The sequence below is a fragment of the Stenotrophomonas sp. YJH_SMC_79 genome (genome assembly GCF_059367995.1).
The window spans coordinates 565830-592115 of sequence record NZ_JCAFRK010000002.1; the positions used below are offsets into that span (position 1 = coordinate 565830).

Here is a 26286-nt window from a genome sequence, read left to right on the forward strand (position 1 = left end):
ATTGGTCATCGTCCAGCTCGACCTTTTCCCTGTTCATGTCCCAGTTTCCTGCCGCCACCCGCCTCCGATTCGTCCTGGTCGGTACCCAGCACCCCGGCAACATGGGGGCTGCCGCCCGCGCCCTGAAGACCATGGGCCTGGCCCGCCTGGTGCTGGTCGCCCCCGAAAAACCGCTCGACGAAGAGGCCTTCCGCCGTTCGGCCGGTGCCGAAGACGTGCTGGGGGACGCCCCGGTGGTGGCTACCCTGGCCGAGGCTGTGGCTGACTGTCGCCTGGTACTGGGCTGCACGGCCCGTGCCCGCCGCGTCCAGCTGGAGGAATACCTGCCGGCCGATGCTGCCGCCCGTGCGGTGGCCAAAGCGGGCGAAGGTGCCGAGGTGGCACTGGTATTCGGCCGCGAGCGCACCGGCCTGACCAACGAGGAACTGCAGCTCTGCCATGCGGCGGTGCATATTCCGTCCGACCCGGAGTTCAGCTCGCTCAACCTGGCCGCCGCGGTGCAGGTGCTGGCGTACGAAACGCGCATGCAACTGCTTGGGGCGCAGCCGGTTGCAGAAACCGAACCCAGCTTCCGCGAGCAGGCGGCCAGCCATGAGCAGATGGAGAGCTTCTTCGCCCAGCTTTCCGACACCCTGGACGAGATCGATTTCCACAAGGGGCGTGCCCCGGAATCGGCGATGCGCAAGCTGCGCCGCCTGTTCCTGCGCAGCGAACCGAGCGAGCAGGAAGTGCGCCTGCTGCGCGGCATCCTCGCCGACACCCAGCGCATGGCGCGTCTGGCACAGGCCGGTAGCAAGGACAGCTGACGGCGTTCTCATTTTTTCGGGTAGTCTGTCTGGATACCCAGGGGGGATGACGTCTGTGTCGGGTCTGCGAAAGGCAATGCAGGGGGGACTGCTGAGCCTGGCCATGGTCCTGCTGGCCGGAGCCGTGCATGCAGCACCGGATCCGGTGCTGGTGCTGGGCCGGATCAGCGATGACCCCAAGGCCCACTGCGAGCAGCTGCAACCCCTGCTGGACTACGTTGTGGCTCGCATGCATGACGTCGGCATCCAGGAGGGGCGGATACTGATGGCCCGCGACCCGCAGCAGATGGCGAGCTATCTGCGGCGGGGACGGGTCGACTGGGTCACGGAAACCTCCGGTACGGCAGTGGCGTTGGGCCAGCGCAGCGGCGCTCGCCCCTTGCTGCTGACCGAACGCAACGGGGTGCGCGAGTACCAGACGGTGTTCTTCGTGCGCAGCGACAGTCCCATCCAGCGGGTGCAGGATCTGCGCGGCCATCGCCTGGCCCTGCAGAACACGGCTTCCACCAGCGCCTACCTGGTGCCGGTGATGACCCTGCTGAACCATGGCCTGTCGCCACAGATCCTGGCCGGGGTCTGGGACGTGCCAGGGCGTGACAGCGTGGGGTATGTGTTCGCGCGCAGCGAGTTGAACATCGCGACGTACGTGCACAAGGGGATGGCGGATGTGGGGGCGGTGAGCAGCGTGGACTGGAATGACGAGCGGCGGGTGCCGGCTGCATTCCGGCGCGATTTCCGCGAACTGCTGCGTACCGAACCGTACCCGCGTGCGGTGGAGATGGTCCGCGCCGACCTCGATGCCCGGGTGCGTGATCGCCTGCAGGAAGTCCTGCTGCAGGCAGCCAGCGACCCGCAGGCGCAGGGCGCGTTGCATCGGTTTTTTGGCACTTCCGGTTTCCACCGTGTCGATGCGCATGCGCAGCAGCGGTTGGATGAATTGAAACAAGGATTGACGCGCGTGCGGATGGAAGTGGAATGAAGTGGCTCGGCTCGGGGATGCAGGCCCGGTTCCTGCTGGCGATGGGCGGAGCGATGGTCGTGGTGGTCGCGATCCTGGCGGTGCTGCTGGGGCGCCAGACGGCGATGCAGAGCGAGGTGCGCACCCTCAGCGGTGGCGTCATCCATGAATTGTTCGACCGCAGCGTGCGCAGCCGCGGCGAAGCGATGGCGCGCGAGTTGTCCGATGCGCTGGCCAACCCGCTGTATTACCGCGACCTGGACCAGGTCGGCGTACTGGTGCGCAGCACGGCGCGGCAGCCAGTGGTGCGTTATGTACTGGTGTTCGACGAGCGTGGCCGGCTGGTGCACGACGGCTCGGTCGAGGTCCCGGGATTCGGCCAGCCGATGGCCGATCCCCTGGCGCCCAAGGCTGCGGCGGCGCAGGCATTGCTGGTGCAGGAATCGCCGAAGGTGCTGGACAACACGATGCCGATCATGGTCGGCAACCAGCGCATCGGCGGCGTCCGCGTCGGGATGGCGCTGGACGAGGTGCAGCAACGCGAACAGGCGGCCAATGCCACCCTTGGCGAGCGCCTGCAGCTGGTCGGCAGCCGCCACCTGGGATGGTTGCTGCTGATGCTGGGGTTGCTGGTGGTGATTGGCGTGGTGGTGATCCTGTACGTGCAGCGCACGCTGGTCGCGCCGATCCGCGACCTGGCCGCGGCCGCGCGTCGCATCGAGGCGGGGGACTATCAGACACCGCTGGCCGAGAACACCCGTGACGATGAAGTGGGTGAGCTGGTGCGCGGCTTCGCCCGCATGCGCGATGCGATCGCCCGCCATGACCGCGAAGTGCGGCACATGGCCTACACCGATGCATTGACCGGGCTGACCAACCGGCTGGCGTTCCGCGAAGCGCTGGACCATCGGCTGATGGCGGCGCGTGCCGCCAATCATCGGTTGGGACTGCTGTTCGCCGACATCGACGATTTCAAGCGGGTCAACGACACGCTTGGCCATGAGGCCGGTGACGAGGCGTTGCTGCAGTTTGCACAGCGCATCGGTCGCGCGGTCGCGGAAGCGGGCGGTGACGAGGCCCTGCTGGCCCGCTTCGGTGGCGATGAATTCGTGATTCTGGTCGGCGACGGTGACGTGGCCGCCAACGCGCGGCTGCTGGCCGAGGTGCTGGTGCGTGAGCTGGGCAGGCCGCTGGTGGTGCAGGGCCGGGAGCTGTTCCTCGGTACCTCGATCGGCGTGACCTTGTTCCCCGATGATGCGGCCGACGCGACGACGCTGCTGAAGAACGGCGACATCGCCATGTACCAGGCGAAAATGGCGGGCAAGAACTGCTACCGCTACTACAGCCGGGCGATGGACCATGCGGTCGAGCGTCGTGTGCACATGGAGCAGGAGCTGCGCGGGGCCTGGGAGCGCGGGGAACTGCGCCTGGCCTACCAGCCGATCTTCCGCATGCGCGACCGTCGCATGGTCGGCGTCGAAGTGCTGCTGCGCTGGCAGCATCCGACCCTGGGCACGATTCCGCCGTCGGTGTTCATCGAAGTGGCCGAGCAGAGCGGGTTGATCGAGATCATCGGCCCGAAGGTGCTGCGTGCGGCCTGCATGGAGGCCTCGCAATGGCCACGTGGCGTGGCAGGCGACGACCTGTTCGTATCGGTCAATGTGTCACCGCGGCAGCTGCGCGGCGGTGAACTGCCGGCGCTGGTCGCGCAATGCCTGCATGAATCCGGGCTGCCGGCCTCGCGCCTGCACCTGGAGCTGACCGAGACCGCGGTGATCGGTGACGAGATGGTCGCCGCGCAGCTGCTGGACAAGCTGCATCGCACCGGCGTGAAGGTCTGGCTGGACGATTTCGGCACCGGCTTCTCCGGCCTGAGCCACCTGCGCCAGGTGCCGGTGGACGGCGTGAAGATCGACAAGAGTTTCGTGGCCGACATGCAGCGTGATCCCGATGACCTCGCGCTGACCACGGCGATCATCGCCATGGCCCACGCGCTGGGCATCACGGTGGTGGCCGAGGGCATCGAGCAGCAGGCGCAGTTTGAACTGCTGGCGCAGCGCGGCTGCGATCTGGGGCAGGGCTACTGGCTGAGCCACCCGGTCACCGCCACCGAAGTGGTGCGGATGATCGAATCGGGCCTCTGACCCCAAAAAAAGGGGACGGAGGGAATTAAGTCGCAAATGCATAAGCGACTTAATTCCCTCCGTCCCCTTTTTTGTTACAGCGGGCGCTTGCTCGGGTCGCCGGGCAGTTCGCGCACCAGCTTCGGGATCAGATAGCCGGACAGGCGTGCGGTCAGGCTGGCAATCAGCGCCTTGGCCTGGGCATCGTCCACTTCGAAGTGGGCCACGCCCTCGACCCGGTCCAGCTGGTGCAGGTAGTAGGGCAGCACGCCGGCGGCGAAACTGCGCTCGCTCAGGTCCTGCAGGGCCTGCACGCTGTCGTTGACCCCGCGCAGCAGCACCGCCTGGTTCAGCAGCTGGGCGCCGGTGCCGCGCAGGCGTGCCATCGCGGCGTCCACGCTGGCGTCGAATTCGTTGGCGTGGTTGGCGTGGACCACGATGGCCAGCGGCCACGGCAGGCCACCCAGCCAGGCCAGCAGTTCCTCGTCCACGCGCTCGGGCAGCACGATCGGCAGGCGGCTGTGGATGCGCAGGCGGCGGATGTGCGGAATCGCGCGCAGGGCATCGGTCAGCTCGACCAGCTTGTGCGTGGCCAGTGACAGCGGATCGCCGCCGGACAGGATCACCTCGTCGATGTCAGGGTCGGCCGCAATGGCCGACACCGCGTCCTGCCAACCGCCCTTGGCAGCATTCTCCGCGCCATAGTCGAAGTGGCGGCGGAAGCAGTAGCGGCAATTGATCGCACAGCTGCCCGTCGCCACCAGCAGGGCGCGGCCTCGGTACTTCTGGATGACGCCGGTGGCCTTCTTGGCCGCGCCATCGCCCACCGCATCGAAGCTGAACCCGGGCGCGGGACGCATTTCCTCGTCGATCGGCAGCACCTGCCGCAGCAGCGGATCGGCCGGATCGCCCTTGCGCATGCGGGCCACGAACCCCTCCGGCACGCGCAGCGCGAACTGGGCCATGGCCGCGTCCGAGACGCCCAGCGCAGCCGGGTCCAGCTGCAGCCGGGCCAGCAGGGCCTGCGGGTCGCGCAGTGCCTGGCGCCAGAGCTGCTGCCAGCGCGCGGGCGCGCCTGGCGACTGGGGCCGGGGGAAGGCGGAAAGCTGCATGGAGAGGGGGCCTGCGGTTATCATGGGGGCAGAAAAACAGTCGCCCACCGGCATCCGGTGGGCTTTCCATTCTAACGGCTCGCCGCACCCGCGGCGTTTTTGCCACTCAGGAGTTTACGCATGGCCAGCTACGGCATGAACGACGTCAAGAACGGGATGAAGATCCTGGTCAACAACCAACCGGCCGTCATCATCGACACCGAATACGTCAAGCCGGGCAAGGGCCAGGCCTTCACCCGCGTGAAGTACCGCCTGATCAAGGACGGCCGCACCCAGGAAGTGACCATGAAGTCGACCGACTCGCTGGATGCAGCCGACGTCGTCGATACCGACATGAACTTCATGTACAGCGATGGCGAGTACTGGCACTTCATGGACCCGGAATCCTTCGAGCAGGTCCAGGCCACCAAGGCCGGCATGGGCGGCGCCGAGAAGTGGCTGAAGGGCGAAGAGTCCTGCGTGGTCACCCTGTGGAACGGTGAGCCGATCTTCGTGCAGCCGCCGAACTTCGTCGAGCTGAAGATCACCGAAACCGATCCGGGCGTCCGTGGCGACACCTCGGGTGGTGGCGGCAAGCCGGCCACCCTGGAAACCGGCGCCGTGGTCCGCGTGCCGCTGTTCGTCAACCAGGATGAAATCATCAAGGTTGATACCCGTTCGGGCGAGTACTCCGCACGCGTCAAGTAAGGTTCCGGCCATAGGCCGACCTTACTGTAGAGCCGAGCCATGCTCGGATACGCGCCATCGCATCCGCGCTGGCGCTCCCATGATCTGCTTCGGCAGATCATGGGTCCCGCTTCACGAGTCTCCAGACCCCGCCGCTTCGCGGCAGCCCCTGACTCAGGGGCGTGTCCCCCAGAAGTATCTCGCCGCCCCCCAGCCAGTGAGCCAGCATGAGCGATAGCCCGCACCTCCCCGAAGCCTGCGACCTGCTCATCGAAGCCGGTTATGTCGTTCCGATCGAGCCGCATGCGGTGGTGCTGGAAGACCATGCCGTTGCCGTGCGTGGCAGCGAGATCGTTGCCATCCTGCCGCGTGCCGAGGCGCGTGCGCGCTTCCGCGCCGCGCAGGTGGTCAGCCGGCCCGAGGCGGCGCTGATGCCGGGCCTGGTCAACGCGCACACGCACAATCCGATGACCCTGCTGCGCGGCGTCGCCGACGACCTGCCGCTGATGACCTGGCTGCAGCAGCACATCTGGCCGGTGGAAGCGGCGGTGATCGGCCCCGAATTCGTCGCCGACGGCACCACCCTGGCCATCGCCGAGATGCTGCGCGGCGGCACCACCTGCGCCAACGAGAACTACTTCTTCGGCGACGTGCAGGCTGCGGTCTACAAAAAGCACGGTTTCCGCGCGCTGGTCGGCGCGGTCATCATCGATTTCCCCACCGCCTGGGCCAAGACCGACGACGAGTACTTCGCCAAGGCCGGTGAACTGCATGACCAGTGGCGAACCGATCCGCTGATCGGTACTGCGTTCGCGCCGCACGCGCCATATACGGTCAACGATGCCAACTTCGAGCGGGTGCGGATGTTGTCCGACCAGCTCGACATGCAGGTCCACCTGCACACCCACGAGACCGCGCAGGAAATCACCGATTCGATCAAGCTGCACGGCCAGCGCCCACTGGCGCGGCTGGATCGGCTCGGCCTGGTCAACGACCGCCTGATCGCGGTGCACATGACCCAGCTGACCGACGCGGAAATCCACCTGTGCGCCGAACGCGGCGTCAGCGTGGTGCATTGCCCGGAATCGAACCTGAAGCTGGCCTCCGGTTTCTGCCCGGCCTGCGCCCTGCAGCGTGCCGGCGTGAACCTGGCGATCGGCACCGATGGCTGCGCCAGCAACAACGACCTGGACATGTTCAGCGAGAACCGCACCGCGGCGATCCTGGCCAAGGCCGTGGCCGACGATGCCACCGCGCTGGACGCGGCCACCACGCTGCGCGCCTCCACCCTGGGCGGCGCCCGCGCACTGGGCTTCGGCGAGCGCATCGGTTCGATCGAAGTCGGCAAGCAGGCCGACCTGGTCTGCGTTGACCTGTCGGCGCTGGAAACCCAGCCGCTGCACAACGTGCTGTCACAGCTGGTGTACGCCACCGGCCGCCAGCAGGTCAGCGACGTCTGGATCGCCGGCAAGCCGAAGCTGGTGCAGCGCGAGCTGGTCGGCATGGACCTGCCGGGCATCATCGCCAACGCGCGCCAGTGGCGCGAGCGTATCCGTCATATCCGCGCCTGAACCCCGGCGCTGCAAGGACTTCCCCATGACTGCCCCCCACGCATCCTCCAATTTCGATCAGGCCGAGCTGGACAAGTTCGCCGCACTGGCCAACCGCTGGTGGGACGCTGACGGCCCGCAGAAGCCGCTGCATGCGCTGAACCCGGTGCGGCTGAAGTACGTGGCTGACCGCGTGCCGCTGCGCGGTGCGCGCGTGCTGGATATCGGCTGCGGTGGCGGCCTGCTGAGCGAGGCGCTGGCGCAGTCCGGTGCCGACGTCACCGCCATCGACCTGGCCCCGGAACTGGTCAAGGTCGCACGCCTGCACGCGCTGGAAAGCGGTGCCAAGGTCGAATATCGCGTCCAGGCTGCAGAGGACCTGGCTGCCGAGCAGCCGGGCAGTTTCGATGTGGTCACCTGCATGGAAATGCTCGAGCACGTGCCGGATCCGGGCGCGATCATCGAGGCCTGCAAGCGCCTGTTGAAGCCGGGCGGCCACCTGTTCCTGTCGACCATCAACCGCACCGCTGCCGCCTTCGCGGTGGCGATTGTCGGCGCCGAGTACGTGGCGCGGCTGCTGCCCAAGGGCACCCATCACTACCAGGAATTCATCAAGCCGGCCGAGCTGGCGCGCTGGCTGCGCGAGGCCGACATGCAGCTGGTGGATGTCAGCGGCATGGCCTACGAGCCGTGGCGCAATCATGCCCGCCTGAGCAGCCGCACCGACATCAACTACCTCGCCTACGCGGTCAAGCCGGCATGACCTCCACCGGTTTCCCGCGTGCGGTGCTGTTCGACCTGGACGGCACCCTGCTGGACAGTGCGCCGGACTTCGTCGCCACCTGCGATGCGATGCTGGCCGAGCGTGGTCGTGCACCGATCGATCCGGCGTTGTTGCGCCCGGTGGTGTCGAAGGGCTCGCGTGCGATGGTCTCGGCAGCCTTCCCCGATCTGGACACGGCGGCGCGTGATGCGCTGATTCCGGAGTTCCTGCAGCGCTACGAGGCGTTGATCGGCCAGCACGCGGTACTGTTCGATGGCGTTGCAGACATGCTTGCTGCACTGGATGACGCCGGTACCGTGTGGGGCATCGTCACCAACAAGCCCGAGTACCTGGCGCGCCTGATCCTGCCGCAGCATGGCTGGCAGCAGCGCTGTGCGGTACTGGTGGGCGGTGACAGCCTTGCCGAGCGCAAGCCGCATCCGCTGCCCCTGCTGCACGCCGCGCAGGCGATTGCCGTTGCCGCCGAAGACTGCGTGTACGTGGGCGACGACGAGCGCGACATCATTGCTGCGCGGGCTGCGGCCATGCCGTCGGTCGCGGCGCTGTGGGGTTACCGCCTGCACAGTGACGACCCGCTGGCGTGGCAGGCCGACGTGCTGGTCGAGAACGCCGGACTTCTGCAACTGGCCAGCCTCTGGCCGACCCGGCCGGCAACCCCGGCCCAGCCGTAAGGAATGACGTAGTGAGCAGTACCGCGCTGGACAGTTTCCTCGACAAGTGGCGCAGCCGCTGGCCGGAATGGTCGGTGGCCGCCCCGTTCGTGGCCGAATCGCAACGCGAGCTTGCAGTGGCGTGGTTCGCGCTGCTGCAGGAATTCGACGACATGCTCAACACCAGTGGCGACCCGATGCCAGCCGATGCCAAGCTGGCCTGGTGGGGCGAGGAGCTGCGCAGCTGGGCTGCGCACCGGTCGCGTCACCCGTTGGGCCGCCTGCTGGAGCCAGTGCGTGCGCCGTGGGCGCAGCTGGCCGAGGCGCTGCCGGATCTGGTTGAAGCGCGCACCGTCGCACTGGATGCGGCCAGCGCCGAGCGCGCGTTGGCCAACTACGCCGACGCGGTTGCCACGGTGGAAGCGGCGCTGTTCAACGACAGGCCGCGCACCGGCGCCGGTCGCGCGGTGCAGCTGCAGACCCTGGCCCAGCGCCTGCAGGATGCCGGCGTGGCCGGTGTGCCGCGCAGCCTGTTGGATGAGGATTCCAGCACGGCCGCGCAGCGCTGGGCGCAGTACCTGTTGAAGGGCTGGGGCAGCCGCGTATCCGGTCCGCGCCCGCGCCGTATCTGGTCCAGCCTGGCCCGCGCCCGCGTGGCCGCGCAGGCTGCAGGCAAGCCGATTGAAGCGACACCGGTGCGCACCTTGCTGCGCGTGTGGTGGGCCGCGCGCGGTTGATTCAACTGCCTGGTAGTGCCGGCCGCTGGCCGGCTGCCCGGTCGTGCCGCGAAGGGTCATGCGGTTGCCGGCCAGCGGCCGGCACTACCGCCCTCTGGCGTCTCAGAACGTCCTGACCTCATTCATTGCAGCGCGCAGTACTTCGCGGTCCAACGCGATTTCACTTCGCGCATCCACTGCATCGACGATGCCCATCCACGCCGTGTAGATCTGCTCGCGTTCCTCGGTTTCGATGAAGCCGCTGCGGCGGTCCAGTGCGTTGAAGCCCTCGGTGTAGGCGCGGCCGATCTGCGCCAGGGCTGCGGTCAGTTCCGCGGCATCGCCGCCGCCGGTGTCCAGCTTCAGGGCATCGGTGCAGGCGTTGCGATACAGCGCGGCTGCCTTTTTCGCCTGCGCAGTACTGATATGCGTGCCGCCCTCCCAGTCGCGGAAGGGATTGTCGAGGTTGGCGGCCAGCCATTCGGGCTTGCGCAGTTGTCCTACGTCCAGATCCAAGCCTTTCGCCACCTCGCCCTTGTACGCCTTGCGGATGGCGCTGCCGAGCGCGGCCGGCAGGCTGTGCAGCCACAGCCGGCAGAGGCTGGGCCAGCACTCCGGTGCGGGAAACACGGCGTCCTCCGCTGGAAATACATCGCTGGCGCTGAGCGTATGCAGCTGCCGTAGATCGCCCAGGTGCTGCAGGCCCTGCAGCACGCAGGGGGCGCCGGCGATTCGCAGCGCCCGCAGCTGCGGGAAACGCGCGGCGATGCGGCTGGCATCCACCTCGCGCACCTCGCGCAACTGTAGTTCGCCCAGCTGCGGCAGACCGGACCACGGCAGGCCGGCGTCGCTGCTGATCACGGTCAGCCAGCGTCCGTCGTCCTCGCCGTGGATGACCAGGTCGGGGCTGATCGAACCCTGCAGGGTGAGCCGGGACAGACTGGCATTGAGGTGCAGGCTGCGCAGGCCGGTGACATCAATGACCAGTTGCAGCAGCCCGGTACCGCGCAGGTCCAGCGCGGGTGCGTACTGGCCGCTGATGTCCAGGGAATGGATCAGCGGCCGCGTGCGCAGCCACGGCAGCAGGTCGGGCACCGGTTCGGCGATATCCAGCCGGGTGAGCAAGGGCAGGGCATCAAACAGGGCCAGCGAAGGCGCCAAGTTCATGGCCTGGCCATCCAGCCGCGTGGCACTGCGGCGTACCGGGTACTGGCCGCGTTCCAGCAGCACCGTGTGGTTTTCGGGCGCGCGCGCGGCGGTCTTGAAGGCCTGCACGGCCGCCGCGTCCTGCGCATTCCAATGGCGTTGCCGTTCCACTTCCGAGCCGTCCGGCCAGGTGCCGTAGCTGTCGGGTGCGCTGCCGACCAGCGGCGCGCGCCAGCCCATATGCTGGAAATCGCGCGGCACGCGCCTGCCCACCCACAGATGGTCCAGGGCGTTGTCCTGGTGCAGGTAGTCGAAGCGCGCGGGCTGCATCGCCGCCACGGCGGCCGGGTCGGGCAGGGTGGTGCCGGTCCAGTCCAGGGTCAGGATGGCGAAGCCGCCTTCGCGATCGTCCTGATGGGTCAGCTGGTAGGCGACGAACGCCTGCAGGCGTGCGTTGTGGACAGTGTAGATATCACCCGGGGCGGGCATGCAACGTTCCTTGTTTCCTTGTTCGCCGGGCATGGCCCGGCGCTACCGCGCGCGTCGATCGGCCGGCGCCGGGGCAAGCCCGGCGACGGTGCGCGCGCGTTACTTGCGTTCCAGCACCAGCAACGGATCGATACGGGTATCGAACCAGTTCATGCCCCAGTGCAGGTGCGGGCCGGTTGCACGGCCGGTGGCGCCGACGGCGGCGATTACCTGGCCCTGGCTCACCCGGTCACCCACCTTCACGTCGATGCGCGACAGGTGCAGGAAGTTGGAACTGACCCCGAACCCGTGGTCGAGCAGCAGCGTGCCGCCGGTCAGGTACAGGTCCGGGCCGGCGAAGGTGACGATGCCGGCGGCCGGTGCCTTCACCGGAGTGCCGGTCGGCACCGCGATATCCATGCCGGAATGGCCGGCACCGGGCTGGCCGTTGTACACGCGCGCATTGCCGAAGCGGCCGCTGATGCGGCCCTGCACTGGCCAGATGAAGGTCTGGGTGAAGTCGGTGCGGTCATCATCGCGGGCACGCGCGGCGGTCACCTGCGCCTGTTCGCGCTTGATCCGTTCGGCAATGGCCGGCGGCGGATTGACCGTCTTCGGGGGCACGCCGTTGACGCGCTCGGTGGGCCAGTCGCGCGGGGTCACGGTGATGGTGGCGGTCTCGCTGCCACCGTCGGGGCGTTGCACCTGTACGCGCAGCGGACCCTTTTCGTCGCGGCCGATGCCGAACACCACGCTGCCGTAGCTGCTCACCCGCAGCTGGCGGCCGGCGTACTGCACGCGGCTGCCGGCGGGCACCTTGCCGATCACCAGCGCGCCCTGCGACGCGCTGGCCGGGAATACCACGCGGCTGTCGATCAGGCTGCCGATGCCATCCTGGGCCTGCGCTGCCGGTGCGGTGAGCAGGGGCGCGGCCAGCAGCAGCGCCCCGATCATCAGTGCCGAACGCATCAGCGGTCGTAGGTCATGCGCTGACCGGCCGGTTCGCCGACCAGTTTGCTGCCGTCCCACACCAGCTGGCCGTTGACCCAGGTCGAGGCCACGCGCGAACGGAAGGTGGTGCCTTCAAACGGCGACCAACCACACTTGGAAAGTACGTCCTCGCGCTTGACCGTAAACGGCACGTCTTCCACCAGCACCAGGTCGGCGAAGTAGCCTTCGCGCAGGAAGCCGCGCTCTTCCACGTCGAACAGCTGTGCCGGCGCGTGTGCGAATTTCTGCACCACCTGTTCGCGGGTCAGCTTGCCTTCGTGCACGCGCTCCAACGCGGCCACCAGTGCGTACTGCACCAGCGGCAGACCCGACGGCGCCTGCGCGTAGGGCTTCTGCTTCTCTTCCCAGGTGTGCGGTGCGTGGTCGGTGGCCAGCACGTCCAGTACGTCGTCGGCCAGCGCGGCGGTGATCGCTTCGCGGTCGGACACTTCCTTGATCGCCGGGTTGCATTTGATCAGGTTGCCCTTGGTCGCGTAATCCGGGCGCGCGAAGTGCAGGAAGTGCACGCAGGTCTCGGCGGTGATCTGCTTGCGGCTGCCGTCGGCACGGATCAGCGGGCCCTTTTCGAACAGCGCCAGCTCATCGGCGGTGGAGATGTGCAGCACGTGCAGGCGGGTGCCGTGCTTGCGCGCCAGCGACATCGCCAGGCGGGTGGACTTGATGCAGGCCTCGCGCGAGCGGATGTCCGGGTGCATGTCCGGGGTCAGCGCGTCGCCGTACTTTTCCTGGAAGGCCTTCAGGTTGGCGTCGATCATCGGCGTGTCTTCGCAGTGCGTGATGATCGGGGTCGGGCATTCGCGGAAGATCGCATCCAGTGTTTCCGGGTTGTCGACCAGCATGTTGCCGGTGGAGGCGCCCATGAACACCTTCACGCCCGGGGCCTTCTTCGGGTCCAGGGCGCGGATCGCGTCCAGGTTGTCATTGCTGGCACCGTGGTAGAAGCCGTAGTTGGCCCAGGCGCGGCCGCGCGCGAGCTCGTACTTGGCTTCCAGGATGGTCGAATCCAGCGTCGGCGGGTTGGTGTTGGGCATGTCCATGAAGCTGGTCAGGCCACCGGCCACGGCCGCCGCCGATTCGCTGGCGATGTCGCCCTTGTGGGTCAGGCCCGGTTCGCGGAAGTGCACCTGGTCATCGATCATGCCGGGCAGCAGCCAGCGTCCGGCCGCGTCCACCACCTGCTCGCCGTCGCGCGGCGCCAGCCCACTGCCTATCTGCGCGATGCGGCCGTTCTCGATGCGCAGGTCGCCGTCGAAGGTGCGGCCTTCGTTGACCATGCGGGCGTTGGTGATGAGGGTGGAGGACATGTCAGTGTTTTCCTGTGCAACGGCAAGAGGGGGCGTTGGGAGACTCGGGCACGGGGTCGAAGCCGCCGGGATGGAACGGGTGGCAGCGACCGAGCCGACGCGCAGCCAACCAGCTGCCGCGCAGCGGGCCGTGCCGCGAGATGGCTTCCATCGCGTATTCAGAACAGCTCGGCACGAAACGGCAGCGTGGCCCCAGCAAGGGGCTGATGAAGCGCTTGTAGAAGCGCAGCAGGGCGATGAGCAGGCGCGAGATCACCCAGTCATCTTATGCCAGTTGGCATGAAGGCCGCATTTGTGCAGGATGGGCCGTTGGTCGCATGTCGCCGATGGCCTGCGACCGGTACCAGCACTCTCGGGTGCTGGCCAGGTTCCGTACCGCGCAAGGCGGTCCGTGTTCGTCGGACCGCCCCTTGGCTGGCTTGGCTCCAGGACTGAATGGAGCAGGGTCGCTGAGGTTGCTGCTGCGGGTCGGGTAGGCTATAAAGGCCCGCTTTCCCGGGCCCCGGGGAATCCAAGGAAGAGCGTTTCGTGGCTGCTAAAAAAACTGCAAAGAAGGCCGCAACGGCCGCCAAGAAAACCGCCAAGCCTGTTGTGAAGAAGTTGGCGGCAAAGCCCGTTGCCAGGAAACCGGCCAGCAAGCCGGCGACCAAGGCAGCGTCCTCGCAACCGGCGGCCAGGAAGGCCACCGCAAAGAAAACGCCGGTCAAGGCAACCAAGCCGGTGGCGAAGAAGGCCGCTGCGCCCGCCAAGGCCAAGCCTGCCGCTGCCAGCAAGAAGGCGCCGGTGGTGAAGAAAACCGCCAGCAAGGCCGCGCCGGTGAAGAAGGCCGCCGCCAAGCCGGTGGCGAAGAAGGCAGCAGCCAAGCCGGCGCCGAAGGCGGTGGTGAAGAAGGCTGCAGCCAAGCCGGTCGCCAAGCCCGCGGCAAAGAAGGTCGCTGCAGCTAAACCGGTTGCCACGCCTGCCGCTGTAAAGAAGGTTGCCAAGAATGTTGCCGCGCCGGCCGTCAAGCCGACCCCGGCCCCAGTAGTGAAGTCCGCACCGAAGCCAGCTACCAAGCCGGCTCCGGCCAAGCCTGTCCCGGCCAAGACCGTGGCAGTGGCAGCAGCCCAACCGGCCTCCAAGCCGGCCCCGGCCGCCGCTCCTGCCGCTTCGAAGGCCCCGCAATCCAAGAATCCCGTGCCCGTTTCGAAATCGCCTGCCAAAACCGCCGTGAAATCCGATTCCGCCCCGAAGACCGTGTCGCGCCCTGTCGGCAAGGTTGCCGTGGCCGTCGCCGCCCGCTCGGCGGCACCGGCCCCGCGCAGCAAGTACAAGGTGGTCGAGTACAAGACCGACGAGGCCACCGGCCGCCCGATCCTGCCGGCTGGCTACAAGCCGTCCTCGGAAGAGGAATACATGAGCTCGCTGCAGCAGGAGTACTTCCGCCAGCGCCTGCAGAACTGGCGTGCGGACCTGGTGGAAGAGTCCAAGCAGACCATCGAGAACCTGCGCGAGGAAGTGCGTGACATCGGCGACGAAGCCGAGCGTGCGACCCGCGAGACCGAGAACTCGCTGGAACTGCGTACCCGCGACCGCTACCGCAAGCTGATCGGCAAGATCGACAGCACCCTCAAGCGCCTGGAAGCAGGTGACTACGGCTACTGCGTCGACACCGGCGAAGAAATCGGCCTGGAGCGCCTGGAAGCGCGCCTGACCGCCGAGCGCACCATCGACGCCCAGGAGCGTTGGGAGCATCTGCAGAAGCAGCAGGGCGACTGATTCCCGGTTGTTATCTGGTCATGCGAAAAACCCGGCCTCGGCCGGGTTTTTTGTTGGGTTCGAGTTGGCTGTCTAGAGCAGCGCCTTCCGGGTATCGGGTGGAGCCTGCGGGTGGGTCCGGGCAGGACACGCTGCAAGTACATCCCTGTAAGCTCGGCCGCGGCATCCATGCCGCGGACGGTCCTGCCCGGACCCACCCGCAGGCTCTAGACGGTTTCCTGCGTGCGCGGCTGATGTAGATACCGTGTCGCCCTTGCCTAGGCAAGGGCGACACGGTATCTACCAGGAGCGGTCATACGTGCGCTCGCGGCTGTTGAGTCCGCCTTGTAGCGAGCCGAGCACCGCAGGGGAATCAGGGGCGAAGAGGCGCCGCTGTTTGAGCGCAGCGAGTTCGGCGCCGTCCCCTGATTCACCGAGGAGCACAGGGCACCGGCGCGCAGCGCCGGCTCGCGGATGGCGGAGCGTTTCTTTGGTTACTTTCTTTTCGCGAAAAGAAAGTGACACCCCGCCGCGGTCGCGGAAAAGGGCCGCCGGGCATGGCCCGGCGCTACCAATGCGTCGGCGCACGTAAAGCGGCTGTCGCGGAAACGACGAGCCGACGCTACTGCAGATCACGCAAATTCAACTTCCGCAGCGTCGGGTTCTTCCATGCGGTAATTCCGGCCACGCTCAGCACCGCGAACCCACCCAGCACCACTGCCGGTACCAGACCGAGCAGCTTGGCCATCGTGCCGGCATAGAACGCGCCCAGCTCGTTGGACGAACTGATGAAGATGCCGTTGATCGACGACACGCGACCGCGCATCTCTTCCGGCGTGGCCAGCTGCAGGATGGTCGAGCGGATCACCACCGAGACGCCGTCGAAGGCCCCGTAGAACAGCAGGATCAGCGCCGACAGCCAGAAGTGCTGCGACAGGCCGAAGCTGATCACGCACAGGCCGAACCCGGCCACCGCGAACAGCAGTACGCGGCCGGCATTGCGGTGCAGTGGGTGGCGGGCCAGCCACAGGCCTACGCACACCGAACCCAGCGCCGGCATCGCGCGCAGGATGCCCAGGCCTTCCGGGCCGTGGTGCAGGATTTCGTGCAGGAACGCAGGCAGCATCGCCACCACGCCGCCCAGCAGCACCGAGAACATGTCCAGCGCCATGGCACCGACCATGATCCGGTTGCCGACCACGAAGCGCGCACCCTCGGCGATGCTCTTGAAGATCGGTGCAGCTGGACCGGTGTGCACAGGCTCTTCCACTTTCAGCGTGGCCAGGCAGGCCATCGCCACCAGTGCGAAGCCGGTAGCCACGGCATAGGACAGGCCCTTGCCGCCGAAGCCGACCAGCACGCCGCCCAGCGCTGGGCCGGCGACCATGCCGGCCTGGAACACCACTGCGCCGAGCCCGGCACCGCGCGCGAACTGATCGCGCGCCAGCACGCGGGCGAACAGTGCGTTGTAGATCGGCGACAGGAACGCACGGACCATGCCGGTCAGGGCGATGGCCGCATAGATCGGCCATACCCCTTCAAACGGCAGCCAACCCGTGGCAACGCCGGTCAGCACCAGCGCCGTGGCGATCAGCCCGGAACAGGCCACCATGCCCAGCCGGCGCCGTGGCAGGTGATCGACCAGATAGCCAGCGAACGGGGCCACGCAGAAGAACGGCAGCACCTCGGCCAGGCCCACCAGGCCCAGCGAGAACGGATTGCGGGTGACTTCGTAGATGTGCCAGCCGACGGTGACCGCAACCACCTGGTAGGACAGCATCGCGAAGATGCGGTAGGCCAGCAGCTTGGCGAAACCGGGCCGGGACAGCAGGCCCAGCGCGGTGTCTTCGGCTGTGGCAGGCTCGCTCACGACGGGTCGCGCTGCAGCTGGGCCTGCGCGGTCTCGCGGATGAACGCCAGCATCGCCGCCACGCCGTTGCTGCGGGTGGGTGAGAGGTGACGGGCCAGGCCGATGTCCTGGATGTAGCTGGGCTCGGTATCCAGGATCTCCTGCGCCGAGCGCCCGGAGTACACGCGCAGGGCCAGGAAGATCAGGCCGGAAACGATGGCCGAATCACTGATGGCGTGGAAGCGCAGTGACTGCGCGTTGCCTTCCGGCACGATCCAGACCATCGACTGGCAGCCCAGCAGACGGTGCTCTTCGGTCTTCCATTCGTCCGGGAAGGCGGGCAGCTTGCGGCCGAGGTCGATCAGGTACTGGTAGCGCTCGGACCAGTCGCCGAAGAAGCCGAATTCCTCGGCGATGGCGGTCTGGGCCTCGGCGGCGGTGGGTTCAAGCGGGAACGGGGAGTCGGTCACAACAGTCTCTACAGTGGGGGCGTGGCCGGCAGGCCGGCCACGGGGCAGGGCGGGTCAGCCGCGCTTGCGCGACCAGCGAACGCCCTGCGGAGTGTCGTCCAGCACGATGCCTTCGGCGGCCAGCTGGTCGCGGATGGCGTCGGCACGGGCAAAGTCACGCGCCTTCTTGGCCGCAGCGCGCTCGTCGATCAGGCCCTGGATGCGCGAATCGTCACCATCATCGCCGGCGGCGGTACCGAACCACTGCGCCGGATCGGCCTGCAGCAGGCCCAGTGCCAGGCCCGCACCGAGCAGCTCGCCCTTCAGGCGCGCCTGTTCGGCCGGATCGGTGGCACGACGCGCGTCGGCGGCAATGCGGGCCACTTCGGCCAGCGCCTGCGGGGTGTTCAGGTCGTCATCCAGGGTCGCCTCGACGGTGGCCGGGATCACCGCGCTGGCTTCGATCGACGCCAGTTCGCGCAGGGTGCCGTACAGGCGGTCCAGGGTGCGCACCGACTGCTCGATCAGGCCATCGGACCAGTCCAGCGGCTGCCGGTAATGGGCCGACAGCAGGGCCAGGCGCAGTGCCTCCGGCGGATGCTGGCGCACCAGGTCATGCACGCGCTCGATGTTGCCCAGCGACTTGCTCATCTTGGCGCCGCCGAAGTTGAGCATGCCGTTGTGCAGCCAGTAGCGGGCGAAGATCCTGCCGCCGTGCGCGCATTCGCTCTGCGCGATCTCGTTCTCGTGGTGCGGGAACTGCAGGTCGACGCCGCCGGCATGGATGTCGATGGTCTCGCCCAGATGGGCGGCGGCCATCGCCGAGCATTCGATGTGCCAGCCCGGGCGGCCACGGCCCCAGGGCGATTCCCAGCCGGGCAGGTCGTCGGTGGACGGCTTCCACAGCACGAAATCGCCCGGATCGCGCTTGTAGGGGGCGACATCGACGCGGGCGCCGGCCAGCATCTCTTCCGGGTCACGGCGCGAGAGCTTGCCGTAGCCGTCGAAGCTGGCCACCGCGAACAGCACGTGGCCCTCGGCGGCATAGGCATGGCCGTTGGCGATCAGCTGCTCGATCATGGTGATGATCTGCGGCATGTGCGCGGTCACCTCCGGCTCGATGTCCGGCGGCACCACGCCCAGCGCGGCCATGTCTTCACGGTAGGCGGCGGCGAACTTGTCGGTGATGGTGCTGATCGGCACCCCCTGCTCGCGCGCGGCGGTGTTGATCTTGTCGTCCACGTCGGTGATGTTGCGGGCGTAGCGCAGTGCGCCGAAACGCCGCCGCAGCAGGTCGGCCAGCACCCCGAACACCACCGGGCCACGGGCGTTGCCGATGTGCACGTAGTTGTAGACCGTGGGGCCGCACACATACAGGGTCGGACAGGCCGGATCGAGCGGGGTGAACGGTTCGAGCTGGCGAGTCAGGTTGTTGTGCAGGCGCAGGGTCATGGGGGTGTGGCTGGGGGACAAGCCCGTGATTTTAGAACGTGTCGGCCCCCTTTGGGTGCACCGGTTGCCACCGGTGGACGCCGGCTTCACCCAAGGTGGGGTGGGCAGGAGCGGCGTGGACGGGTAATGTTCAGCCCCTTGCGCTCGTCACTGCCTACACTATTGCCGTGTCCTTGCTCCCGTCGCCACTGAAATCCACCGTGTTGCTGACCCTGGCCTGCCTGTCGGCGACGGCCGCCGTGGCCCAGGCGCAGGACGCCGAGCCGCGCAACCGTGTGGTGATCGTCGAGAACGTGAAGTTCGACTATGCGCAGGTGCTGAACGTCGAGCCGGTGTTCCAGACCCTGCGCGCGACCCGCACCGAGGAGCACTGCGAGCCGATCTCGACCCGTACCCTGGCCCCTGTCAACGTGACCGGCGAAGAGCCTGTCGAGGACAAGGGCCGGATCGGCCGCTTCTGGGATTCGGTGCGCTCGATGTTCAAGCGCAGTGACGAGGAGATCCCTGAGGAGGCCGCGACCGAGACGCCGACCCCGGCGCCGGCCAACAATGGTCCGATGCTGACCCGTGACTGCCGCATCGTGCCGGTCGGGCGTGAATTCCGCCGCCCCATCGCCTACGACGTGGACTACGTCTACAAGGGCACCAAGTACCGCTCGCGGCTGCCGGAAGACCCCGGCAACCGGCTCAAGATCCGGGTCTCGATCACCCCCTGGGTCGGCCCCGAGCAGGGCGCAGCCGGCAATCCCTGATTCTGCGACCCCGGCCCCTTGCGCCGGCTCCGGCCGCATGCAAAGATTGTCGACCATGAAGCTCACCGACTTCCAGCACGACAGCAGCGCAGCCCGACAGGCGTCGGGCATGACCTCGCGTGCGCGTCGACCGGAACCCCACATCCTCGCTGGGTAACCGGAGCTTTTTGCTGTTCGTCCGAAAAAAACCCAGCCCGCCGGCTGGGTTTTTTCGTTTCCGCGTTCTGAAAGCTGCAACTGCAACCTTTTCGATCCACCTTTGGTTCCTGCTTTTCCCTTCCACTGCGCCGAACCCGGCGCCGCCACGCAAGGAAAGATGATGTCCCCCAAGCACTTCCTGAACACCCAGGACTGGAGCCGCAGCGAACTTGACGCGCTGCTGACCCAGGCCGCGCTGTTCAAGCGCAACAAGCTCGGCGACCAGCTCAAGGGCAAGTCGATCGCGCTGGTGTTCTTCAACCCGTCCATGCGCACCCGCACCAGCTTCGAACTGGGCGCGTTCCAGCTCGGCGCCCACGCGGTGGTGCTGCAGCCGGGCAAGGATGCGTGGCCGATCGAGTTCAACCTCGGTACGGTGATGGACGGCGACACCGAAGAGCACATCGCTGAAGTGGCCAAGGTGCTGGGCCGTTACTGCGACATCATCGCCGTGCGTGCGTTCCCCAAGTTCATCGACTGGGCCTACGACCGCCAGGACATCGTCCTCAACAGCTTCGCCAGGTATTCGCCGGTGCCGGTCATCAACATGGAGACCATCACCCATCCGTGCCAGGAGCTGGCCCACGTCATGGCCCTGCAGGAGCACTTCGGCACCCAGGACCTGCGCGGCAAGAAGTACGTGCTGACCTGGACCTACCACCCCAAGCCGTTGAACACTGCGGTGGCCAACTCGGCGCTGACCATCGCCACCCGCATGGGCATGGACGTGACCCTGCTGTGCCCGACCGCCGACTACATCCTCGATGACCGCTACATGGGCTGGGCCGAGCAGAACGTGGCCGAGAGCGGCGGTTCGCTGAAGATCAGCCATGACATCGACAGCGCCTACGCCGGCGCCGACGTGGTCTACGCCAAGAGCTGGGGCGCGCTGCCGTTCTTCGGCAACTGGGAGCCGGAAAAGCCGATCCGCGACCAGTTCAAGCACTTCATCGTGGACGAGCGGAAGATGGCGCTGACCAACAACGGTGTCTTCAGCCACTGCCTGCCGCTGCGCCGCAACGTGAAGGCGACCGACGCGGTGATGGATTCGCCGCAGTGCATCGCCATCAACGAAGCCGAGAACCGCCTGCACGTGCAGAAGGCGATCATGGCCGCGGTTGCCGGGCGCTGATTCCCAAGCATTGAAACAATCCGCCGGGCATGGCCTGGCGCTACCCCACCTGATTGGACATTACCCCCATGAGCAACAAAGACGTCGTTCTCGCCTTCTCCGGCGGCCTGGATACCAGCTTCTGCGTGCCGTACCTGCAGGAGCGCGGCTACAACGTGCACACCGTGTTCGCCGACACCGGCGGCGTGGATGATGAAGAGCGCGATTTCATCGAGAAGCGCGCCGCCGAACTGGGCGTGGCCAGCCATGTCACCGTCAACGGTGGCCCGGCCATCTGGGAAGGCTTCGTCAAGCCGTTCGTGTGGGCTGGCGAGGGCTACCAGGGCCAGTACCCGCTGCTGGTGTCCGACCGTTACCTGATCGTCGATGCCGCGCTGAAGCGTGCCGCCGAACTGGGCACCAACATCATCGCCCACGGCTGCACCGGCATGGGCAACGACCAGGTCCGCTTCGACCTGGCCGTGAAGGCCCTGGGTGACTACCAGATCATCGCGCCGATCCGCGAAATCCAGAAGGAGCACACCCAGACCCGCGCCTACGAGCAGAAGTACCTGGAAGAGCGCGGCTTCGGCGTGCGCGCCAAGCAGCAGGCCTACACCATCAACGAGAACCTGCTGGGCCTGACCATGTCCGGCGGCGAGATCGACCGTTGGGAAGCCCCGGGCGAGGGTGCCCGTGGCTGGTGCGCACCGCGCAGCGAGTGGCCGGAACAGGCGCTGACCGTCACCCTGAAGTTTGTCGAAGGCGAAGCCGTTGAACTGAACGGCAAGGCGCTGCCGGGTGACCAGATCCTGGCCCAGCTCAACAAGCTGTTCGCCCCGTACGGCGTTGGCCGCGGCGTGTACACCGGCGACACCGTGATCGGCCTGAAGGGCCGCATCGTGTTCGAGGCCCCGGGCCTGGTTTCGCTGCTGGCCGCACACCGCGCGCTGGAAGATGCGGTGCTGACCAAGCAGCAGAACCGCTTCAAGCCGGACGTGGCGCGCAAGTGGGTGGAGCTGGTGTACGAAGGCTTCTACCACGACCCGCTGAAGACCGACATCGAAGCCTTCCTGAAGTCCTCGCAGGCCAAGGTGAACGGCGAAGTGGTGCTGGAAACACGTGGTGGCCGTGTTGATGCAGTGGCGGTGAAGTCGCCGCACCTGCTCAACACCAAGGGCGCCACCTACGCGCAGTCGGCCGACTGGGGCGTGGAGGAGGCGGAGGGTTTCATCAAGCTGTTCGGCATGAGCTCGACGCTTTACGCGCAAGTCAATCGCTGAGCGATTGAATTGCGCGCGCGTCTCCCGCGCATTCCGCCTTAACCCTGCGCCGTTGGCGCGCCCCCTTCAACAAGAAGGGGGCTCTCCACCAGACGCATCACGGTAGCGCCGGGCCATGCCCGGCGGAATTCCACAGGATCTTTGTTTCATGCTTGAACAGACGCTCGATCACCTGCAGGCGCTGGTGTCCTTCGACACCCGCAACCCGCCGCGTGCGATCACCACCGGTGGCATCTTCGATTACCTGCGCGCGAACCTGCCCGGGTTCAACGTCGAGGTGATCGACCACGGTGCAGGTGCAGTCAGCCTGTACGCCGTGCGCGGGACGCCGAAGTACCTGTTCAACGTGCACCTGGATACCGTGCCGGACTCGCCGCACTGGAGTGCCGACCCGCACGTGATGCGCCGCCTGGATGACCGCGTGGTCGGCCTGGGCGTGTGTGACATCAAGGGTGCGGCCGCTGCGCTGGTGGCTGCGGCCAACGCCAGCGATGGCGATGCCGCCTTCCTGTTCTCCAGCGACGAAGAAGCCAACGATCCGCGCTGCATCGCCGCGTTCCTGGCGCGTGGCCTGCCGTACGAAGCCGTGCTGGTGGCCGAGCCGACCATGAGCGAGGCCGTGCTGGCCCACCGTGGCATCAGTTCGGTGCTGATGCAGTTCGCCGGCCGTGCCGGCCATGCCTCGGGCAAGCAGGATGCGGCCGCCAGCGCGCTGCACCAGGCCATGCGCTGGGGTAGCCGCGCGCTGGACCATGTGGAATCGCTGGCCTCGGCACGTTTCGGTGGGTTGACCGGCCTGCGCTTCAACATCGGCCGCGTCGAAGGCGGGATCAAGGCCAACATGATCGCACCTGCGGCTGAAGTGCGTTTCGGCTTCCGCCCGCTGCCGTCGATGGACATCGACGCCCTGCTGGCAACCTTCGCCGGTTTCGCCGAACCGGACGCCGCGCTGTTCACCGAAACCTTCCGTGGCCCCAGCCTGCCGGCCGGCGACATTGCCGAAGCCGAGAACCGCCGCCTGCTGGCGCGCGACGTGGCCGATGCGCTGGACCTGCCGATCGGCAACGCGGTGGATTTCTGGACCGAAGCCTCGCTGTTCTCCGCCGCCGGTTACACCACCCTGGTGTTCGGCCCGGGTGACATCGCCCAGGCCCACACCGCCGATGAGTTCGTGACGCTGGACCAGCTGCAGCGCTACACCGACGCCGTGCAGCGCATCATCGCCGCCGGCGCCTGATTCTTCCCTTTCCGACGAAACCGAAATGTCTCCTGCCCTCCAGCCCCATCGCCAGACCCGCCAGACCATCGTGCGCCTGCTTTCCAGCATGGCCAGCGCGAAGGAGATCAGCCAGTACCTCAAGCGCTTTTCGCAGCTGGATGCCAAGCGCTTCGCCGTGGTCAAGGTCGGCGGCGCGGTGCTGCGCGATGACCTCGACGCGCTGACCTCCTCGCTGTCGTTCCTGCAGGAAGTCGGCCTGACCCCGATTGTGCTGCACGGCGCCGGCCCGCAGCTGGATGCCGAGCTGTCGGCGGCCGGCATCCACAAGCAGACCGTGAACGGCCTGCGCGTGACCTCGCCGGAAGCGCTGGCGATCGTGCGCCGGGTGTTCCAGCAGTCCAACCTGCGGCTGGTCGAAGCCCTGCAGCAGAACGGCGCGCGTGCCACCTCGATCACCGGCGGCGTGTTCGAGGCCGAGTACCTCGACGTGGACACCTACGGCCTGGTCGGCGAAGTGAAGAAGGTCAACCTGGCACCGATCGAGGCCAGCCTGCGTGCCGGCTCGATTCCGGTCATCACCAGCCTGGGCGAGACCGCCGGTGGCCAGATCCTCAACGTCAACGCCGACTTCGCCGCCAACGAGCTGGTGCAGGAACTGCAGCCGTACAAGATCATCTTCCTGACCGGCACCGGTGGCCTGCTGGATGAGCAGGGCAACGTGATCGATTCGATCAACCTGTCCACCGAGTATGACCACCTGATCGCGCAGCCGTGGATCCACGGCGGCATGAAGGTGAAGATCGAACAGATCAAGGATCTGCTCGACCGCCTGCCGCTGGAATCGTCGGTGTCGATCACCCGCCCGGCCGACCTGGCCAAGGAACTGTTCACCCACAAGGGCTCGGGCACGCTGGTGCGCAAGGGCGAAAAGGTGCTGCGCGCCACTGCCTGGAACGAACTGGACCTGCCGCGCCTGAAGGGCCTGATCGAATCCAGCTTCGGCCGCACCCTGGTACCGGAGTACTTCGAAAAGACGAAGCTGCTGCGTGCCTATGTCAGCGAGAACTACCGCACCGCGGTGATACTCACTGACGAAGCCGAAGGCGTGTACCTGGACAAGTTCGCCGTGCTCGACGACGCACAGGGCGAAGGCCTCGGTCGTGCGGTCTGGAACGTGATGCTGGAGGAAACCCCGCAGCTGTTCTGGCGCTCGCGCCATGGCAACCCGATCAATCACTTCTACTACGCCGAGTCCGATGGCTGCTACAAGCAGGATCAGTGGAAGGTGTTCTGGTTCGGTGCCGATGGCATCGATCGCATCCGCACCTATGTCGACCACTGCGCCAAGCGCACACCAAGCCTGCAGGGCTGAGCGATGAGCAACCCCGACGCCTGGAGTTCGGTACCCACCCTGCGCGGCCAGCACGTGATGCTGCAGCCGCTGCAGATGGAACATGTGCCGGGCCTGCGCGCTGCGTTGGACGGCAGCGGGCTGGACCAGCTCTGGTACACGCAGGTGCCGTCGCCGGAGCGGGCCGAGGCCTATGTGCAGGCCGCGCTGCAGGCGCAGGCCGAAGGCAAGGTGCTTCCATTCGTGATCCGCGATGCTGCCGGTGAGATCATCGGCAGCACGCGCTTCTACGATATGGATGTCGGCGTGCCGAAACTCAGCCTCGGCTACACCTGGTACACGCCGCGCGTGCATCGTACCGGTGCCAATACCGAAGCCAAGCTGTTGTTGCTGCAGCACGCCTTCGAAACGATGGGCTGCATCAGCGTGGTGCTGGAAACCAGCTGGTTCAACGCCACTTCGCGTACCGCCATTGCCCGCCTCGGCGCCAAGCAGGATGGCGTGCTGCGCAACCACAAGCGGCATGCCGATGGCACGCCGCGCGACACCGTCATCTTCTCCATCATCGATGCGGAATGGCAGGGCGTGAAGCGCCACCTGCAGTACCGCCTGGACAGGCACGCATGAACGATTCGACTTTCACCCTGGGCATCGTCGGTGCCCGCGGCCATACCGGCGCCGAGCTGATCAAGCTGGTGGCAGCCCATCCACGCCTGAAACTGGCCTTCGTGTCCTCGCGCGAGCGCGCCGGGCAGCGCCTGTCCGATCACCATCCGGAATTCCAGGGTGACCTGCAGTACGAGAACCTGGACGCCGACGCGGTGGCCGCCAAGGGCGTGGATGCGGTGATCCTCGCCCTCCCCAATGGCCTGGCCGCACCGTTCGTGGCCGCGCTTGAAACCGCGAAACCGGACACCGTCATCGTCGACCTCTCGGCCGACTACCGCTTCGACAGCAGCTGGTACTACGGCCTGCCGGAGCTGACTCGCGGCCGCTACAACGGTCAGAAGCACATCAGCAACCCGGGCTGCTATGCCACGGCGATGCAGCTGGCGGTGCAGCCGCTGCTGGACCTGCTGGCCGGTCCGCCGCAGTGCTTCGGTGTCTCCGGCTATTCCGGCGCCGGTACCACGCCGTCGGACAAGAACAACGTCGAACTGCTGGCCGACAACCTGATGCCGTATGCGCTGACCAACCACGTGCATGAGCGCGAGGTGTCGGTGCAGTTGGGCGTGGCGGTCGAGTTCATGCCCCACGTCGCGCCGCATTTCCGTGGCATCACGCTCACCGCCAACCTGTGGCTGAACCGCGTGCAGACCCGCGAGCAGATCATCGAGCGCTTCCAGCAGGCCTATGCCGGCGAACCCCTGATCGAAGTGATGGATGAAGCGCCGTGGGTCAGCCGCATCGCCGGCCGCCACGGTGCCCAGGTCGGTGGCTTCACCCTGGCCCCGGGCGGCAAGCGGGTGGTGGTGGTGGCGACCCTGGACAACCTGCTGAAGGGCGCGGCCACCCAGGCCATGCAGAACCTCAACCTCGCGCTGGGCATCGACGAACTGACGTCGATCCCGCACTGATCCCGCCTTCCGGA

Annotated in this window: 24 protein-coding genes; 16 read left to right on the top strand and 8 right to left on the bottom strand. The window is 67.0% G+C overall.

Going from position 1 to position 26286, the window contains the following annotated elements:
• Positions 1 to 35: 35 nt before the first annotated feature.
• The 3 genes from AC5P57_RS09395 to AC5P57_RS09405 are packed head-to-tail and all read left to right on the top strand — an operon-like array spanning position 36 to position 3908.
• Positions 36 to 806, top strand: coding sequence for an RNA methyltransferase (locus AC5P57_RS09395; RefSeq protein WP_099551882.1), 771 nt, complete (start codon positions 36 to 38; stop codon positions 804 to 806).
• A gap of 46 nt (positions 807 to 852) precedes the next feature.
• Complete coding sequence (locus AC5P57_RS09400) at positions 853 to 1785, top strand: phosphate/phosphite/phosphonate ABC transporter substrate-binding protein (protein ID WP_262234816.1); 933 nt, start codon at positions 853 to 855, stop codon at positions 1783 to 1785.
• The gene (locus tag AC5P57_RS09405) at positions 1782 to 3908 is read left to right on the top strand and encodes a putative bifunctional diguanylate cyclase/phosphodiesterase (RefSeq protein ID WP_099551880.1); all 2127 of its coding nucleotides are present in this window, start codon (positions 1782 to 1784) and stop codon (positions 3906 to 3908) included. The genes AC5P57_RS09400 and AC5P57_RS09405 overlap by 4 nt, the downstream gene beginning before the upstream one ends.
• Before the next feature lie 74 nt (positions 3909 to 3982).
• Here the strand turns inward: AC5P57_RS09405 and epmB are convergent, their stop codons facing one another.
• Positions 3983 to 5023, bottom strand: coding sequence for an EF-P beta-lysylation protein EpmB (gene epmB, locus AC5P57_RS09410; protein WP_262234817.1), 1041 nt, complete (start codon positions 5021 to 5023; stop codon positions 3983 to 3985).
• A 96-nt stretch (positions 5024 to 5119) separates the two neighbouring features.
• Between epmB and efp the strand changes: the two genes are divergently transcribed.
• The 5 genes from efp (at position 5120) to AC5P57_RS09435 (ending at position 9386) form a co-directional block, all read left to right on the top strand.
• On the top strand, positions 5120 to 5686 hold the full coding sequence (gene efp / locus AC5P57_RS09415) for an elongation factor P (protein ID WP_006457340.1): 567 nt from the start codon (positions 5120 to 5122) through the stop codon (positions 5684 to 5686).
• Between the two features lie 206 nt (positions 5687 to 5892).
• Positions 5893 to 7236, top strand: coding sequence for a TRZ/ATZ family hydrolase (locus tag AC5P57_RS09420; RefSeq protein WP_099551878.1), 1344 nt, complete (start codon positions 5893 to 5895; stop codon positions 7234 to 7236).
• Between the two features lie 25 nt (positions 7237 to 7261).
• Positions 7262 to 7978: a bifunctional 2-polyprenyl-6-hydroxyphenol methylase/3-demethylubiquinol 3-O-methyltransferase UbiG gene (gene ubiG / locus AC5P57_RS09425; RefSeq protein WP_099551877.1), complete on the top strand. Its 717-nt coding sequence runs from the start codon at positions 7262 to 7264 to the stop codon at positions 7976 to 7978.
• Positions 7975 to 8670, top strand: a complete 696-nt coding sequence (locus AC5P57_RS09430) for a phosphoglycolate phosphatase (protein WP_099551876.1) — start codon at positions 7975 to 7977, stop codon at positions 8668 to 8670. The genes ubiG and AC5P57_RS09430 overlap by 4 nt, the downstream gene beginning before the upstream one ends.
• Positions 8671 to 8681: 11 nt before the next feature.
• On the top strand, positions 8682 to 9386 hold the full coding sequence (locus AC5P57_RS09435) for an isoprenoid biosynthesis enzyme family protein (protein ID WP_134528709.1): 705 nt from the start codon (positions 8682 to 8684) through the stop codon (positions 9384 to 9386).
• A gap of 102 nt (positions 9387 to 9488) precedes the next feature.
• Here AC5P57_RS09435 and AC5P57_RS09440 read toward each other — a convergent pair whose 3' ends face one another.
• The 4 genes from AC5P57_RS09440 to yidD all read right to left on the bottom strand — a co-directional run bounded on the left by AC5P57_RS09440 (position 9489) and on the right by yidD (position 13550).
• Positions 9489 to 11000: a gliding motility protein gene (locus AC5P57_RS09440; protein ID WP_099551874.1), complete on the bottom strand. Its 1512-nt coding sequence runs from the start codon at positions 10998 to 11000 to the stop codon at positions 9489 to 9491.
• Between the two features lie 99 nt (positions 11001 to 11099).
• Positions 11100 to 11948, bottom strand: a complete 849-nt coding sequence (locus tag AC5P57_RS09445; RefSeq protein WP_099551873.1) for a M23 family metallopeptidase — start codon at positions 11946 to 11948, stop codon at positions 11100 to 11102.
• The gene (locus tag AC5P57_RS09450; protein WP_012480835.1) at positions 11948 to 13294 is read right to left on the bottom strand and encodes a dihydroorotase; all 1347 of its coding nucleotides are present in this window, start codon (positions 13292 to 13294) and stop codon (positions 11948 to 11950) included. The genes AC5P57_RS09445 and AC5P57_RS09450 overlap by 1 nt, the downstream gene beginning before the upstream one ends.
• A gap of 1 nt (position 13295) precedes the next feature.
• Positions 13296 to 13550, bottom strand: coding sequence for a membrane protein insertion efficiency factor YidD (yidD, locus tag AC5P57_RS09455; RefSeq protein ID WP_005414016.1), 255 nt, complete (start codon positions 13548 to 13550; stop codon positions 13296 to 13298).
• A 272-nt stretch (positions 13551 to 13822) separates the two neighbouring features.
• Between yidD and dksA the strand changes: the two genes are divergently transcribed.
• A complete protein-coding gene (dksA, locus tag AC5P57_RS09460; protein ID WP_099551872.1) occupies positions 13823 to 15052 on the top strand; it encodes an RNA polymerase-binding protein DksA in 1230 nt (409 codons plus the stop codon).
• A 601-nt stretch (positions 15053 to 15653) separates the two neighbouring features.
• Here dksA and AC5P57_RS09465 read toward each other — a convergent pair.
• The 3 genes from AC5P57_RS09465 to cysS are packed head-to-tail and all read right to left on the bottom strand — an operon-like array spanning position 15654 to position 18781.
• Positions 15654 to 16901, bottom strand: coding sequence for an MFS transporter (locus AC5P57_RS09465; protein WP_099551871.1), 1248 nt, complete (start codon positions 16899 to 16901; stop codon positions 15654 to 15656).
• Complete coding sequence (locus AC5P57_RS09470) at positions 16898 to 17350, bottom strand: SufE family protein (RefSeq protein WP_005410372.1); 453 nt, start codon at positions 17348 to 17350, stop codon at positions 16898 to 16900. Before AC5P57_RS09470 ends, AC5P57_RS09465 begins: the two co-directional genes overlap by 4 nt.
• A gap of 54 nt (positions 17351 to 17404) precedes the next feature.
• Entirely contained in the window at positions 17405 to 18781 is a 1377-nt protein-coding gene (cysS, locus tag AC5P57_RS09475; protein ID WP_099551870.1) for a cysteine--tRNA ligase, read from the bottom strand.
• Positions 18782 to 18984: 203 nt separating this feature from the next.
• Between cysS and AC5P57_RS09480 the strand changes: the two genes are divergently transcribed.
• The 7 genes from AC5P57_RS09480 (at position 18985) to argC (ending at position 26272) form a co-directional block, all read left to right on the top strand.
• Positions 18985 to 19533 (top strand): glycine zipper 2TM domain-containing protein, encoded by a 549-nt coding sequence (locus tag AC5P57_RS09480; protein ID WP_241896738.1) that lies wholly within the window; start codon positions 18985 to 18987, stop codon positions 19531 to 19533.
• A gap of 319 nt (positions 19534 to 19852) precedes the next feature.
• Complete coding sequence (locus tag AC5P57_RS09485) at positions 19853 to 20863, top strand: N-acetylornithine carbamoyltransferase (RefSeq protein WP_099551868.1); 1011 nt, start codon at positions 19853 to 19855, stop codon at positions 20861 to 20863.
• A 68-nt stretch (positions 20864 to 20931) separates the two neighbouring features.
• Positions 20932 to 22125 (top strand): argininosuccinate synthase, encoded by a 1194-nt coding sequence (locus tag AC5P57_RS09490; RefSeq protein WP_010486639.1) that lies wholly within the window; start codon positions 20932 to 20934, stop codon positions 22123 to 22125.
• Between the two features lie 148 nt (positions 22126 to 22273).
• On the top strand, positions 22274 to 23362 hold the full coding sequence (locus tag AC5P57_RS09495) for an acetylornithine deacetylase (protein WP_099551867.1): 1089 nt from the start codon (positions 22274 to 22276) through the stop codon (positions 23360 to 23362).
• Positions 23363 to 23387: 25 nt separating this feature from the next.
• Positions 23388 to 24716, top strand: coding sequence for an acetylglutamate kinase (locus AC5P57_RS09500; protein WP_099551866.1), 1329 nt, complete (start codon positions 23388 to 23390; stop codon positions 24714 to 24716).
• 3 nt (positions 24717 to 24719) lie between these two features.
• Positions 24720 to 25322 (top strand): GNAT family N-acetyltransferase, encoded by a 603-nt coding sequence (locus tag AC5P57_RS09505; RefSeq protein ID WP_262234818.1) that lies wholly within the window; start codon positions 24720 to 24722, stop codon positions 25320 to 25322.
• Positions 25319 to 26272 (top strand): N-acetyl-gamma-glutamyl-phosphate reductase, encoded by a 954-nt coding sequence (gene argC, locus AC5P57_RS09510; protein WP_099551864.1) that lies wholly within the window; start codon positions 25319 to 25321, stop codon positions 26270 to 26272. The genes AC5P57_RS09505 and argC overlap by 4 nt, the downstream gene beginning before the upstream one ends.
• Positions 26273 to 26286: the final 14 nt, after the last annotated feature.

Bases quoted from the DNA above. Each gene is read 5' to 3' on its own strand.
- AC5P57_RS09395 (WP_099551882.1), top strand. From the start codon at position 36: ATGTCCCAGTTTCCTGCCGCCACCCGCCTCCGATTCGTCCTGGTCGGT.
- AC5P57_RS09400 (WP_262234816.1), top strand. From the start codon at position 853: ATGACGTCTGTGTCGGGTCTGCGAAAGGCAATGCAGGGGGGACTGCTG.
- AC5P57_RS09405 (WP_099551880.1), top strand. From the start codon at position 1,782: ATGAAGTGGCTCGGCTCGGGGATGCAGGCCCGGTTCCTGCTGGCGATG.
- epmB (WP_262234817.1), bottom strand. From the start codon at position 5,023: ATGATAACCGCAGGCCCCCTCTCCATGCAGCTTTCCGCCTTCCCCCGG.
- efp (WP_006457340.1), top strand. From the start codon at position 5,120: ATGGCCAGCTACGGCATGAACGACGTCAAGAACGGGATGAAGATCCTG.
- AC5P57_RS09420 (WP_099551878.1), top strand. From the start codon at position 5,893: ATGAGCGATAGCCCGCACCTCCCCGAAGCCTGCGACCTGCTCATCGAA.
- ubiG (WP_099551877.1), top strand. From the start codon at position 7,262: ATGACTGCCCCCCACGCATCCTCCAATTTCGATCAGGCCGAGCTGGAC.
- AC5P57_RS09430 (WP_099551876.1), top strand. From the start codon at position 7,975: ATGACCTCCACCGGTTTCCCGCGTGCGGTGCTGTTCGACCTGGACGGC.
- AC5P57_RS09440 (WP_099551874.1), bottom strand. From the start codon at position 11,000: ATGCCCGCCCCGGGTGATATCTACACTGTCCACAACGCACGCCTGCAG.
- AC5P57_RS09445 (WP_099551873.1), bottom strand. From the start codon at position 11,948: ATGCGTTCGGCACTGATGATCGGGGCGCTGCTGCTGGCCGCGCCCCTG.
- AC5P57_RS09450 (WP_012480835.1), bottom strand. From the start codon at position 13,294: ATGTCCTCCACCCTCATCACCAACGCCCGCATGGTCAACGAAGGCCGC.
- cysS (WP_099551870.1), bottom strand. From the start codon at position 18,781: ATGACCCTGCGCCTGCACAACAACCTGACTCGCCAGCTCGAACCGTTC.
- AC5P57_RS09485 (WP_099551868.1), top strand. From the start codon at position 19,853: ATGTCCCCCAAGCACTTCCTGAACACCCAGGACTGGAGCCGCAGCGAA.
- AC5P57_RS09490 (WP_010486639.1), top strand. From the start codon at position 20,932: ATGAGCAACAAAGACGTCGTTCTCGCCTTCTCCGGCGGCCTGGATACC.
- AC5P57_RS09495 (WP_099551867.1), top strand. From the start codon at position 22,274: ATGCTTGAACAGACGCTCGATCACCTGCAGGCGCTGGTGTCCTTCGAC.
- AC5P57_RS09500 (WP_099551866.1), top strand. From the start codon at position 23,388: ATGTCTCCTGCCCTCCAGCCCCATCGCCAGACCCGCCAGACCATCGTG.
- AC5P57_RS09505 (WP_262234818.1), top strand. From the start codon at position 24,720: ATGAGCAACCCCGACGCCTGGAGTTCGGTACCCACCCTGCGCGGCCAG.
- argC (WP_099551864.1), top strand. From the start codon at position 25,319: ATGAACGATTCGACTTTCACCCTGGGCATCGTCGGTGCCCGCGGCCAT.